The following is a 12162-nucleotide window of genomic DNA, read 5'->3' on the forward strand; positions in this document are numbered from 1 at the left end:
ACAGAGTCGCACTGACAATTTTTTTGGCGCTGACCAGCGCGCAAGCCCTCGCCCATTCTGAAAAGGAAAGCATGACGCCTGCAGACGGAGCCATTCTTGACGCCGTACCAGAGACGATTGGATTGCGCTTCAACGATGGGATGCGATTGACGAAAGTCGAAATGACCCATGCTGAGACGCACACCGAGGCTCTGGATCTCGGCACCCAATCCGGTTTTGTCAAAGAATTCTCGCTTCCTCTCACACCCATGGGGCCGGGCATGTATCACATTGAATGGCGCGGGCTTGGTGTTGATGGGCACCCGATGACCGGTGTCTTCTCGTTTGAAGTGAAGTGAGCGGTGCCGGATATCTGGGGACAGGCTGCGGTTGCCACAAAGTTTTTGCTCTATCTCGGCGTCCTCACGAGTGCCGGGCTGATACTCTGTCGCCAAGTCTTTTCCGAGCAGTTGGCTGGGCTCGACCGTTTTCTACGGGCCTGGGCCGTCTTCTTTGCTCTTTTGGCGGCTGCAATGTCATTCCTCGGCTTTGCCGTGCGGGGCGCAGTGCTCATGGATGATGCTTCAGGCATGACTGATCTGGCGATCCTGGCGTTGCTCTGGGAAACGCCGCCCGGAGACGCCCTGCTGTTGCGGCTACTGGGCCTGGGGGCACTCCTGACCGGTGTGGTCTTGGGGGGGCGGTGGCTATGGGTCGCGCTCTTGGGCAGTTTCTTGGCAATCTGGAGTTTTTGCGAGATCGGTCATGTCGCCAGCGAAGATCGCCTGTGGTTTCAGAGCGTCTTGTTCGGTCATCTGATCGTTGCCGCATTCTGGATCGGCGTCCTTCTTCCGCTCCATAAGCTTGCGGGGTCTGCGGACACATTGCGAGTTGCTGCCGTGCTTGGACATCGCTTTGGACAGGTCGCATCTGTTGCGGTCCCACTCCTACTACTCGCTGGCGTGGTAATGACCTGGCGACTGGTGGGTTCGTTTTCCGCGCTTCTCGGCACTGCCTATGGTTTGACACTTCTGGCAAAGATTGCCGTCGTGACGCTGCTTCTGGCCCTTGCCGCCATCAACAAAACACGGATTGTGCCCGCTTTGCAGAGCGGTGATCCCAAAGCTGGGCCGCACCTTGCAAGATCGATTTCTGTCGAATGGGTTTGTATCAGTGTCATCTTGCTTGCCACGGCTGTCTTCACCTCAATCCTAACGGTGCCATCATGAAACTTTCAAAACGCGATTTTCTTCGCATGAGTGCTGCCGGTTTGGCGTGCATGCCGAATTCACTGTTCGCGCAGACAGACATGCGCGCGGTGACAGCCCGGGTCGCAGATATACAGCTTTTGCCTGATGACTATGGAAAAACGCAGATCTGGGGGTTCGATGGTATCGCGCCGGGCCCGGAAATCCGGGTTACGCAAGGCGCGCGGGTACAGAGACGTATTATCAATGAGTTACCCGATCCGACATCGACCCATTGGCACGGGATCCGCATCGACAATGCGATGGACGGGGTGGCCGGTCTGACGCAGGACGCCATTCGCCCTGGGGACAGCTTTGACTACGATTTCGTTGTCCCCGACGCGGGCACCTACTGGTATCACGCGCACAACCGCTCGTTCGAGCAGGTCGCACGTGGTCTTCAGGGTGCGCTGATCGTCGAAGAGCCGGAGCCGATCGATATCGATCGGGAAGAGGTCCTGATCCTTGACGATTGGCGCATCGATCCGGAAACAGCTCAGATTGCGGATACCTTCGGGGCGATGCATGACCTCAGCCATGCCGGGCGCCTTGGGAACTACATCACAACGAACGGCGTCTACAATCTCGCGAAGAATGTGAAACGGCATGAGCGTCTACGCCTGCGGCTGATCAATGCATCGAACGCCCGGATTTTCCAACTCGCGCTGGAGGGGCTCGAAGGCTGGATTGTGGCCATGGACGGGATGCCGCTGGCCGTGCCGCAACCCGTGGAAGGTTCATTCCTGCTGTCGTCGGCACAACGGGTGGACCTGATCGTCGACGTGACCGCAGAGGTCGGCAGCGCGGGCCATATCGTGCAATTGAGCCGCGATGAAAGCTTTTCTCAGGTGGCTTTCGGGGTGACAGGCGACGGTACAAGCGCGCGGCGCGGAACGCCTCAACCCTTGCCGCCGAATGCCCATGCCATGCCCGATCTGGGATCGGCAAGGGACATCGCATTGCTGATGGAAGGGGGGGCCATGGGCGGCATGCGCGGTGCCATGATGGGCGGTCGGATGTCTTCGATGCGCGACATGATGGAGACAGGAAACTTCTGGGCCTTCAATGGCGCGGTGGGTGGCATGGATGGTCCAGCACTGGCGGAGTTGTCGCGTGGCGAAACCGTTCGGCTGAAGATCACCAATGACACATCGTTTCCGCATGCCATGCATCTTCATGGCATGCATTTTCACGAGATCGCACCCGATGGCAGCCTCGGCGCGCTGCGCGACACCACGCTGCTCGACCGGGGCGAAGTGCGCGACATTGCCTTCGTGGCAGACAACCCAGGAAAATGGCTGCTGCATTGCCATATGCTGTCACACGCAGCGTCCGGCATGATGACATGGGTCAATGTGGCATGAGAGCGATGGCTGCCATCCTCGGGATTGGTGTCCTGACGGCGCTCGGGGCGGCAGCCTATGTCTGGACCGGGTCTGCCGAAGATGTCCAAAGCGGGGTGATGCCGGAAAGCGTCGATCTCGTGGTCGGCAAAGCGCTCTACGCCGAGACCTGTGCTGCGTGCCATGGGGCCAATCTGGAGGGTCAGGAGAACTGGCGGAGTCCGGGCGCGGACGGTCGGCTGCCGGCACCTCCCCATGATGAAACCGGTCACACCTGGCATCATGCCGACCAGGTGCTGTTCGACTACACAAAGCTTGGGGGCCGAGAGGTGATGGCCGCTCAGGGCATGGAGTTCGACAGCGGCATGCCCGGTTTCGGCGACCAACTTTCCTACCAGGAAATCTGGAATATCCTCGGGTACATCAAGTCGACTTGGCCCGAGGAAATACAGGATATGCAAGCCGCGCGCACTAATGGCGTGCCGGTGAACTAGGAGAACTCTCATGAAGATCGCAATGACAATGTCTCTGGTCGTCACTTTGCTCGCCCCATTCGCGTCTCATGCTGACGCGCTCAGCGAAGACCGGGTCAAGGAATTGGTTCTGGAGGCCATCCGCGAAAACCCGGAGATTGTCCTCGAGGCGGTTCAGATCATTGAACGGCGTGAACAGGAACGGCAGGCCGCCGCAGCGGCGAGTGTCCTCTCCGAAAACCGCGATCTCCTCGAGAACGACCCGAACGCGCCGGTTCTCGGAAATCCAGAAGGCGACGTCACGGTCGTGGAGTTTTTCGACTACAACTGCCCCTATTGTCGTCGGGTGAAGCCGCATATCGAAGCGCTCTTGGACGAAGATCCCAATGTGAGGCTGGTCTATCGAGAGTGGCCGATCCTCGGAGACGGCTCTGTTTTTGCCGCGCGCGCCGCATTGGCCGCGCGAGAGCAGGGCAAATACGAGGAATTTCACTGGGCGTTGATGGGCATGCAAGGCCGGGCCGAGGAAGCGTCCGTCATCCAGGTTGCACAGGAGATTGGTTTGGATGTCGCGCAGCTGCAACGGGACATGCAGGCGCCTGAGATCGATGCCCATATCGCGGCGTCAATGGAGATGAGCCGCGCGCTCGGCTTCAATGGCACGCCATCCTTTGTGATCGGAGACGCGCTGGTTCCGGGGGTCATCGAGGCTGATCAGATGATCCGTCTTGCGCAGGAAGCACGCGCCGCAGGTCAATAGTTTCCTGACAATGGGCGAACGGACACAGTCAAAACGAGTGAAAGAGGTACTTTGATGGCCAAACTGACGCGTCGGCACTTTGTGGTAGGGTCTGCAATGCTCTTTTCGGCGCCGCTCGCCACGTCGATATCGGCAGCGCCCACGTCCCCGCGCGCGATGTGGGATGTCTGGGATGCGCAAGTCACACCTCCGGGTTATGACCCCTCAACTTCCAATCCGTGGGGGGTTCATCCGCGGTTCCTTCCTGTTCGGGTGGAGGCAAAGGCGGGCCTCGTGCCGGGTGACATCCATGTCGATGCCGTTGCGCGCTACTTGTACCATATCGAGCCGAACGGCAGCACGGCGATGCGCTATGGCGTGGCCATCGCACGCGGGACATTGTACGAGCCGGGTGTCTACACGATGCGGCGTAAAGCCAAGTGGCCCACTTGGCGTCCAACGGACGACATGATCGAACGCGACCCGGACCTTTATGCAGAGCATGCGGAGGGGATGGACGCGGGGCCAACCAACCCATTGGGATCCCGTGCGCTTTATCTCTACGTGGGGAACCGGGACACTTATCTGCGTATTCATGGATCGCCTGAGCCGCGTTCGATCGGAGGTCGTGCGAGTTCAGGATGCGTGCGCATGATCATGGCACATATCAACGATCTCTATCCCAACGTGGAAACGGGCAAGACCGCTCACCTGTATCCGCCCGAAGATGCGATCGGCAGCTAAATGGGCACCTTGATGTTGCTCAAAGCGTCTTGACCTAGCTCACCGCCTGGCAGATTGGATTGCCTTGAGGCGTTCTGAGCGGCAACCAGGTCGCTTCGACCGGGCCGTTGTGAAGATACCAAAAACAATTGTCATTCGGATCAAGCCGTACCTTGTTGAGGTTTTGATATGGCGCAGCGAGACCGACGAGTGGTTCAGGCAATTCGGTGAAGGCACCGTCCGCATCAACCGCCGGCGTCGTGGCACATCCGGTCAGCAAATACGCACCAAAAATCAGGCCCAACGCCTTAGAGGTCCCGTTCATCCGGATTTTCAATCCTCCGAACCTTCTCCCAGAGCGATCGCCGGATAACCAGCTTCCGCAAGAACCTGAAGCAGGGCAGCCGTGGAGACTGTCGAGTCGATCTCTGTCGCGTGTGCAGCCAAATCCGTCCGGATGGTTGCTGACGGGTCTGCGGCCTTTACCGCTTTTTCGATTGCAGCGACGCAATGGCCGCAGCTCATCTCTGGGACGTGAAATTTCATGGCGCATCCTTTTCTCACCAATTGGAAATAGGGATTCCAGTTGGTGGAAGGTCAAGCGTCCGTCGATGTTGGAACAGCGGTTTTTATGGCGACGGGAGCGTTGCTATTCGATGATTTGCTGCCTCCATGACAGGACTTCCCCATGAAGAAGAACATCACGCCATGTGCGCCGAGGCAAAGGGCGATTGGGGCCAGAACGCCCAAACTGTCCTGCAATCCAAAAAACGAGCCGCCTCGGATAAAGAAAACAAGCAGCGGAAGCAGCATCACCGCGCAGCACACCCACATGCCGACGTGCATCATCTTTGAATTCTGCGGCTGCTTTTCTTGATCTGACATATTCATCGAACATACTCCTTCCTCGGAGATAGCGCACCAATCGCTCGTGCGACAAGTTTACAAATCGATACATTTCAATCGGAAACAGGGGGTTAGAGAGACTGTAGGTTGATGCTGTGCCGGTTTAAAAAAAAAATCTCCGATAAACCCCTTGAGCTTCCAGTGACTGGAAGCCCTATATCTGCCTCGAGCATGCAATCGAGGTAACACGCCATGACCGACACCAGTCAAACAACGCTCAGCATCGAAGGCATGACCTGTGCATCCTGCGTGGGGCGTGTTGAGAAGGCCTTGGCGGGGCTCGACGGGGTTTCCGAAGTCGCCGTCAACCTCGCGTCCGAAACGGCGCGCCTTTCGCTGGATGATCCGTCTCGGCTTACCGACGCCACGCAGACGCTTGCCTCCTTGGGGTATCCCGCGCGGACATCCAAGGTCACCTTGAACATTGCGTCCATGTCCTGCGCATCCTGCGTCGGGCGGGTGGACAAGGCACTGGCGGACGTGCCCGGAGTGCTTTCCGTTAGCGTGAACCTGGCGGCAGAAACGGCGACGGTCGAGTATCTCGAGGGCGCGGTGTCCTCGGGTGACTTGAAGGCCGCATCGGCGGCGATTGGTTATCCGGCCGAGATTGCAGAGGCGCAGGCGAGCCAGTCTCGCGTCGCACGCAAGGCAGAAGAAGCCGACGGACTGCGCCGCAGCGTCCTTTTGGCAGCAATTCTAACGCTTCCGGTCTTCATCCTAGAAATGGGCTCCCACCTTATTCCGGCATTTCATCACTTGGTGATGACGACGATTGGTCTCCAAGCGTCTTGGATCATCCAGTTCGTCCTCGCAACACTCGTCCTCTTCGGGCCGGGACGCCATTTCTACACCAAGGGGTTTCCCGCGCTTTTCAAGGGCGCCCCGGACATGAACAGCCTCGTCGCCGTCGGCACCGGCGCGGCCTGGGGATATTCGGTGGTCGCAACCTTTCTTCCCGGACTTCTGCCAGAGGGCGTGCGCGCGGTCTATTTCGAGGCCGCTGCGGTCATCGTCGTCCTTATTTTGATTGGCCGATGGCTCGAAGCACGCGCCAAGGGCCGCACCGGCGCTGCGATTCAGGCTCTGCTGGGCCTGCAGGTCCGCACCGCGCGCGTCGTCCGGGGTGGTGACACGGTAGAGGTCGATGTCGATGCACTCGCCGTCGGCGATGTGATCCTGGTCCGCCCGGGTGAGCGGATCCCTGTGGACGGCGAGGTTACCGAGGGATCCAGCAATGTGGATGAGAGCATGATTACCGGAGAGCCTGTGCCCGTGCAGAAGGCTGCAGGTGCCGCCGTAACGGGCGGGACCGTCAACGGCACTGGCAGCCTGACGTTCAAGGCCGCACGGGTCGGGTCGGATACCACGCTCGCACAGATCATCCGCATGGTCGAGGAGGCGCAAGGCGCCAAGCTGCCCATCCAGGGCCTTGTTGACCGCGTGACCCTGTGGTTCGTGCCTGCGGTCATGGTGCTGTCCGCGCTCACGGTGGTGGTCTGGTTGCTTGTCGGACCGGACCCGGCTTTGACCTTTGCGCTGGTGGCCGGCGTCTCGGTTCTGATCATCGCCTGTCCTTGCGCCATGGGCTTGGCCACACCCACGTCGATCATGGTGGGCACCGGGCGCGCCGCAGAGATGGGAGTCTTGTTCCGCAAGGGGGATGCGCTCCAAGCCTTGTCCGAAGTCGATGTCATCGCACTCGACAAGACGGGGACTGTCACCGAAGGCCAGCCGTCGCTGACCGATCTGGTCACCGCCGACGGTTTCGACCGAGACAAAGTGCTGAGCCTGATCGCCGCTGTGGAGGCCCAGTCTGAGCATCCCATCGCCGAAGCCATTGTCCGCGGCGCGCGGGCCGAAGGGATCGCCGTTCCGAATGCCACGGGCTTCCGGTCGATCACCGGTTACGGCGTCGCCGCGACTGTCGAAGGTCAGGAGGTGATGGTCGGCGCGGACCGTTATATGTCCCGCGAAGGGATCGAAATCGCCGCCTTGGTCGAAACGGAAGCCGAGCTGGCAGGGCGGGGCCGGACAGCGCTTTATGCGGCGATCGACGGCAAACTGGCCGCAGTGATCGCCGTGGCGGACCCCGTGAAACCCGCCAGCCAGGAAGCCATTGCAGCCCTGCACGCGCGCGGTTTCAAGGTTGCGATGATCACCGGAGACAAACGCGAGACGGCGGAGGCCATCGCGCGCGAAACCGGAATCGACCACGTGATCGCGGGTGTCCTGCCGGATGGCAAGGTCGCAGCGCTCGACGATCTGCGCGCGGGAGACCGAATGATTGCTTTCGTCGGCGACGGCATCAATGATGCACCGGCCCTGGCCCATGCGGATGTCGGCATCGCCATCGGCACCGGAACCGATGTCGCTATCGAATCCGCCGATGTGGTCTTGATGTCAGGCGATCTGCGCGGCGTGGTGAATGCGGTTGAGGTTTCCAGGCGCACCATGTCGAACATTCGCCAGAACCTCGTCTGGGCCTTCGGGTACAATGTCGCGCTGATCCCGGTCGCCGCCGGGGTTCTCTATCCGGCCTTTGGTTTGCTTCTTTCCCCGGTCTTCGCGGCGGGTGCTATGGCCCTGTCGTCGGTATCGGTTCTGACAAACGCCCTGCGTCTGCGCCGCATCGCGCCGGCCTTGCGTGAAGACAGAGACATCACCGCACCACGGATCAGTGCACAGACCCAACCCGCGGAATAGGAGGATCGTGTCGTGAACATTGGAGAAGTTGCAGAGCGGTCTGGCATCCCGCCCAAAACCATCCGCTACTACGAGGATATCGGCCTGGTCAGGCCGCAGCGCAGCGGCAACGGATACCGCGCGTTCCGCGAGACCGATCTGCACAAGCTTGCGTTTCTGGGTCGCGCGCGCGCGCTCGGGTTCTCGATCGAGGATTGCCGCAATCTCTTAAGCCTTTACGAGGATGAAACGCGGGAAAGTGCCCAAGTAAAGACCATAGCTGAAGAGCACCTGAGCGCAATCGACGACAAAATCGCGCAGCTTCAGGAAATGCGCGAGACCTTGTCCCATCTCGTCGAGGCCTGCCGCGGAGACCACCGACCGGATTGCCCGATCTTGAAGGATCTTTCTGGTGACCTGAAGAACATCCGCTGAAAACGCGTTCTATTTCGGAACCCTCCAGCGCTGGAATCTTGTTTGAGAGAAAAGCGAAAGGAGTTCACATGTCAGATTCAGCAATATTAAATCACGACAGCCGCACAGCCGATTCCGCGAAATCGGACAGTCACGGCAAGTCTTCTTACGGGCGCTTCCTCGCGATGGTTGGAACGTCGACCGCTATTATGTTCGGCCTGATGTATCTGAACACCTATGCCATCGAGCATGTCTACTGGAGCGAGACACGGTTCTATATGACCTTTGTCATGGGTGCGACGATGGCAGTCGTGATGCTCCTGTTTATGTGGGGCATGTACAAAAACCTCGCTGCCAATGTCGCAATTCTCGCAGGCTCGGCAGTCCTGTTCGCCGGCGCTCTCTGGCTCGTCCGCGGCCAAGAAACCGTGCAGGATGAAAGTTGGATGAGTGCCATGATCCCGCACCATTCGATTGCAATTATGACCAGCAAGAGGGCGGAAATCACTGACCCGCGCGTCAAAGCGCTTGCTGAAGAAATTGTCGTGGCTCAAGATCGGGAAATTGCGGAGATGCGCTTCCTGCTCGCCGACATCGAAGCAAATGGTGAAGCTGGGCCAGAATGGCCATTGGGTAAATCCGATGGACCTGCAAGCGTGGCAAGCCTGACGCAGGCAATCTCGACGCCGGTCATTGCAGGCATCCGTCCTGCTCCTCTTTCGGACGCGGAGATCGAAAGCGGGCTCGGCACCGAGCCGATGTGTACGTTCGTTCGCGCCGTCAACGCCGACCCCATATTGGCGACCGATGGAAACGGGCAGGGTATCGCGAAAGTCTCCGGGTCGCTGGTGCAATTCGAAGCGACCGGCAGTGTGGCCCCTGGAGGTGTTCTGATGGCCGATGGTGGCCAGATGACCGTCGCGATGAGCGATGCTGACAACGGAGAAGGCTCTACCCTTCTGTTCGAATTGACCGGTGAAACCCCGCTCGCGGTTGGCTTCATGGGATACTGGACCTGCAACAGCTAGACCAATGGAGGACATGATGCCGAAAGATACCAACCAGGCCGCAGGGAAGGCTGTTCTTTATCGCATGGTCATGGAAGACCACCTCTGCCCCTATGGATTGAAATCGAAAGATCTCTTGGAGCGCGAAGGGTATGAGGTCGAAGATCATCATCTGACGACGCGCGAAGAAACGGACGCGTTCAAGGCGGAACACGACGTATCGACAACACCCCAGACCTTCATCGGCGGTACGCGCATCGGCGGCTATGACGCATTGCGCGAGCACTTCGGGAAAGAGGTTAAGGAGGCGGACGAGACGACCTATCAGCCGGTGATCGCGATCTTCTCGGTGGCGTTTCTCATGGCCCTGGGCCTCAGCTGGGCGTTCTCTGGGTCGATACTTACCCTTCGTGCTTTCGAGTGGTTTATCGCGATCTCCATGTGCTTCCTTGCCGTCCAGAAGCTGAAGGATATCGAAGGCTTCTCGACAATGTTCCTGAACTACGATCTGCTCGCGCAACGCTGGGTGCGTTACGGCTACATCTATCCCTTTGGTGAAGCCATCGCGGGCGTTCTTATGGTCGCGGGCGCACTTGTGTGGATCAGTGCCCCAATCGCCCTCGTAATCGGGACCATCGGGGCGGTCTCCGTGTTCAAGGCGGTCTATATCGACGGGCGAGAGTTGAAATGCGCTTGCGTTGGTGGCGGGTCGAACGTGCCACTGGGATTTGTGTCGCTGACCGAAAATCTGATGATGATCTTTATGGGGGTCTGGATGCCCGCGCGCGCACTCGGTTGGATATAGGAGGAGCAATGGTCCATGTCGCCAAAGTCCTGACCTTGCTGACATGCGCCGTGTTTGCACCAGCCGCGGGCACCGCCGACGAGGCCATTTCTTTTGACGGCAGCTGGAAAGAGCAGGGCTTCTTGCGCCTTTTCTCGAACGATTTTGGTCAACGGGGACGCCAGTTGGACATCGTTTCGGACGGCACGGTCTCGTTGCTCTGGCGCCCCGTTAAGGACCACAATCGTTCGGTTGAATCTGCGCGTTGGGTCTGGCGGGTCCACGAGGGTGTCCGACCGACCGATCTTACGATCAAAGGTGGTGAAGACAGAAATCTGGCGATCTACTTCGTGTTCGTCGATCCGGAGAGGGTGGACGCTCTGAGCGGAAAGAGCGCGCGGCGCGTTCTTCAAGAGGACAGCGCACGCGCCCTGATCTACGTGTGGGGCGGTGCGCACCCGACCAATGCGATATTGCCCAGCCCCTATTCGCCCCGGTTGCGCAGCAAAGTCCTGCGCCCTTCAGAGATCGGGCAGTATCGTGAGCAGGTCGATCTCGCATCAGATCATCGCACTGCGTTCGGGATCGAGCCGGGTGCCTTGATTGGATTGGCCGTGTCGGCCGACAGCGATGATACCAAGGGCAGAATCGTCGCGTCGATTTCCGATCTTCAGCTCGATTAAACGCGTTACTCCGACGCGACACTTCGAACAGACGCTGTGTCGAGAGCGTCAAGAACTGCCTGTGGCGTCAAAATTTCCGGGAGAGCGATGCCGGAAGGCGACCCTGGCCCGAAGACGATATTGAACGGAATGCCGTATCGGTCATATCGCTCGAGAAACCGCGCGATGTTGTCATCCGGGCGGGTCCAATCCGCCTGCATGGCGATCACGGAACCGCCACGCAACCGCGCACGTACTGGATCCCTGTCAAGCACGAGAGACTTGTTGGCTTTGCAGGTCAGACACCAATCCGCAGTCACATCGACGAACACCGTCTCGCCTTCAGAGACGCGGCGCGCGATACCGAGGGGTTCGAAATCCTGCCAGTGGGACGTCGCATCAACCCCCGGAGTGGTGCGGTCAGGGGTTGAGATGAGACCTGCCCCGAAAATCGCCAGAAAAACACAGGCGCTGAGAATCGCACGCCGTACCCATTGGTTTGCCTGTGGGATTGATGCGGCGACGATGAAGACAGCTGTGAGTGCCGAGATAAAGGCAGCTGCCCGCCCACCCGCCACGCCGACAAGAACGAACAAGAGCCATGCGGCCGTTGCCAGCAACAGACCGCCAAGAAGGATCCTGACCAGAAGCATCCATCGCCCGGGCCGGGGCAGTCGCGTGACCAACTCGGGACGTGCGGCAATGACGAGGTAGGGGAGGGCCAGTCCAAGACCGAGCGCCGTGAATATCACTATCACGTCCAGTGGTGTACCCGCGAGCGCAAAGGTGATCGCGGTGCCGAGGAACGGGGCGGAACACGGCGTAGCGAGGATGGCCGCAAGTAGTCCGGTGCCAAAGTCTGAGATGTACCCGGCTCTGGCATTGCTTGCACCCAGGCGGTCTTGAAGGGCCGCGGGCAGGGCTATCTCGAATGCACCGAAGAGATTGGCGGCAAAGACGGCGATGACCATGAACATCAGCGTCACGAAGACCGGATTTTGGAATTGTATACCCCAGCCGACGGATACTCCGATCCATTGAAGAAACACTAAGGCAGCCGCAAGCGCCCAGACAAATGTCAGTACCCCCAAAGCTGAAAACAGGAATCCGTTGCGCGTCATCTGCCGGGTTTGACCGGTTGCCTTCAAAACAGATGTGAGCTTGATCGATAGAACGGGTAACACGCAGGGCATGACATTCAGG

The 12162-nt window shown here is 59.3% G+C and carries 15 protein-coding genes; 11 read left to right on the forward strand and 4 right to left on the reverse strand.

Annotated features, from left to right (window positions below):
- The first annotated feature begins 23 nt into the window (after nucleotides 1-23).
- Genes Q1A07_RS21240 through Q1A07_RS21265 form a run of 6 tightly spaced genes read left to right on the forward strand, consistent with a single transcriptional unit; the run spans nucleotide 24 to nucleotide 4525 of the window.
- Nucleotides 24-338 carry a copper resistance CopC family protein gene (locus tag Q1A07_RS21240; protein WP_255626078.1) on the forward strand — a complete coding sequence of 105 codons (315 nt, stop codon included), beginning with the start codon at nucleotides 24-26 and terminating at the stop codon, nucleotides 336-338.
- A 3-nt stretch (nucleotides 339-341) separates the two neighbouring features.
- A complete protein-coding gene (locus Q1A07_RS21245; protein ID WP_299784421.1) occupies nucleotides 342-1208 on the forward strand; it encodes a CopD family protein in 867 nt (288 codons plus the stop codon).
- On the forward strand, nucleotides 1205-2590 hold the full coding sequence (locus tag Q1A07_RS21250) for a multicopper oxidase family protein (protein WP_299784423.1): 1386 nt from the start codon (nucleotides 1205-1207) through the stop codon (nucleotides 2588-2590). Before Q1A07_RS21245 ends, Q1A07_RS21250 begins: the two co-directional genes overlap by 4 nt.
- A complete protein-coding gene (locus tag Q1A07_RS21255) occupies nucleotides 2587-3063 on the forward strand; it encodes a cytochrome c (RefSeq protein WP_299784425.1) in 477 nt (158 codons plus the stop codon). Before Q1A07_RS21250 ends, Q1A07_RS21255 begins: the two co-directional genes overlap by 4 nt.
- Before the next feature lie 10 nt (nucleotides 3064-3073).
- A complete protein-coding gene (locus tag Q1A07_RS21260; protein WP_299784427.1) occupies nucleotides 3074-3802 on the forward strand; it encodes a DsbA family protein in 729 nt (242 codons plus the stop codon).
- Nucleotides 3803-3856: 54 nt separating this feature from the next.
- A complete protein-coding gene (locus Q1A07_RS21265; protein WP_299784429.1) occupies nucleotides 3857-4525 on the forward strand; it encodes a L,D-transpeptidase in 669 nt (222 codons plus the stop codon).
- Between the two features lie 34 nt (nucleotides 4526-4559).
- On the opposite strand, the gene Q1A07_RS21270 is transcribed toward Q1A07_RS21265, so the two are convergent.
- Genes Q1A07_RS21270 through Q1A07_RS21280 form a run of 3 tightly spaced genes read right to left on the reverse strand, consistent with a single transcriptional unit; the run spans nucleotide 4560 to nucleotide 5395 of the window.
- On the reverse strand, nucleotides 4560-4808 hold the full coding sequence (locus Q1A07_RS21270) for a hypothetical protein (RefSeq protein WP_299784431.1): 249 nt from the start codon (nucleotides 4806-4808) through the stop codon (nucleotides 4560-4562).
- Nucleotides 4809-4837: 29 nt separating this feature from the next.
- Entirely contained in the window at nucleotides 4838-5050 is a 213-nt protein-coding gene (locus Q1A07_RS21275) for a heavy-metal-associated domain-containing protein (RefSeq protein WP_299784433.1), read from the reverse strand.
- A gap of 51 nt (nucleotides 5051-5101) precedes the next feature.
- Nucleotides 5102-5395, reverse strand: a complete 294-nt coding sequence (locus Q1A07_RS21280) for a DUF2933 domain-containing protein (protein ID WP_299784435.1) — start codon at nucleotides 5393-5395, stop codon at nucleotides 5102-5104.
- A 207-nt stretch (nucleotides 5396-5602) separates the two neighbouring features.
- Here Q1A07_RS21280 and Q1A07_RS21285 point away from each other — a divergent pair, with 207 nt between their 5' ends.
- The 5 genes from Q1A07_RS21285 to Q1A07_RS21305 all read left to right on the forward strand — a co-directional run bounded on the left by Q1A07_RS21285 (nucleotide 5603) and on the right by Q1A07_RS21305 (nucleotide 10980).
- A complete protein-coding gene (locus Q1A07_RS21285; protein ID WP_299784437.1) occupies nucleotides 5603-8113 on the forward strand; it encodes a heavy metal translocating P-type ATPase in 2511 nt (836 codons plus the stop codon).
- Nucleotides 8114-8125: 12 nt separating this feature from the next.
- Complete coding sequence (gene cueR / locus Q1A07_RS21290; RefSeq protein WP_299784439.1) at nucleotides 8126-8527, forward strand: Cu(I)-responsive transcriptional regulator; 402 nt, start codon at nucleotides 8126-8128, stop codon at nucleotides 8525-8527.
- A 68-nt stretch (nucleotides 8528-8595) separates the two neighbouring features.
- Nucleotides 8596-9534, forward strand: a complete 939-nt coding sequence (locus tag Q1A07_RS21295; RefSeq protein WP_299784441.1) for a DUF305 domain-containing protein — start codon at nucleotides 8596-8598, stop codon at nucleotides 9532-9534.
- A 16-nt stretch (nucleotides 9535-9550) separates the two neighbouring features.
- Entirely contained in the window at nucleotides 9551-10318 is a 768-nt protein-coding gene (locus tag Q1A07_RS21300; protein WP_299784443.1) for a glutaredoxin, read from the forward strand.
- Nucleotides 10319-10326: 8 nt separating this feature from the next.
- Nucleotides 10327-10980 carry a DUF3047 domain-containing protein gene (locus Q1A07_RS21305; protein WP_299784445.1) on the forward strand — a complete coding sequence of 218 codons (654 nt, stop codon included), beginning with the start codon at nucleotides 10327-10329 and terminating at the stop codon, nucleotides 10978-10980.
- Between the two features lie 5 nt (nucleotides 10981-10985).
- Here the strand turns inward: Q1A07_RS21305 and Q1A07_RS21310 are convergent.
- Nucleotides 10986-12162 (reverse strand): thioredoxin family protein (locus Q1A07_RS21310; protein ID WP_299784447.1); only part of this gene is annotated, 1177 nt, incomplete at its 5' end.

It is taken from the genome of uncultured Roseobacter sp. (assembly GCF_947492555.1).
GTDB lineage: Bacteria > Pseudomonadota > Alphaproteobacteria > Rhodobacterales > Rhodobacteraceae > Roseobacter.

Coding starts and splice junctions, on each gene's coding strand:
- Q1A07_RS21265 (WP_299784429.1), top strand. CDS start 3,857: ATGGCCAAACTGACGCGTCGGCACTTTGTGGTAGGGTCTGCAATGCTC.
- Q1A07_RS21250 (WP_299784423.1), top strand. CDS start 1,205: ATGAAACTTTCAAAACGCGATTTTCTTCGCATGAGTGCTGCCGGTTTG.
- Q1A07_RS21300 (WP_299784443.1), top strand. CDS start 9,551: ATGCCGAAAGATACCAACCAGGCCGCAGGGAAGGCTGTTCTTTATCGC.
- Q1A07_RS21255 (WP_299784425.1), top strand. CDS start 2,587: ATGAGAGCGATGGCTGCCATCCTCGGGATTGGTGTCCTGACGGCGCTC.
- Q1A07_RS21260 (WP_299784427.1), top strand. CDS start 3,074: ATGAAGATCGCAATGACAATGTCTCTGGTCGTCACTTTGCTCGCCCCA.
- Q1A07_RS21280 (WP_299784435.1), bottom strand. CDS start 5,395: ATGAATATGTCAGATCAAGAAAAGCAGCCGCAGAATTCAAAGATGATG.
- Q1A07_RS21305 (WP_299784445.1), top strand. CDS start 10,327: ATGGTCCATGTCGCCAAAGTCCTGACCTTGCTGACATGCGCCGTGTTT.
- Q1A07_RS21295 (WP_299784441.1), top strand. CDS start 8,596: ATGTCAGATTCAGCAATATTAAATCACGACAGCCGCACAGCCGATTCC.
- Q1A07_RS21285 (WP_299784437.1), top strand. CDS start 5,603: ATGACCGACACCAGTCAAACAACGCTCAGCATCGAAGGCATGACCTGT.
- Q1A07_RS21275 (WP_299784433.1), bottom strand. CDS start 5,050: ATGAAATTTCACGTCCCAGAGATGAGCTGCGGCCATTGCGTCGCTGCA.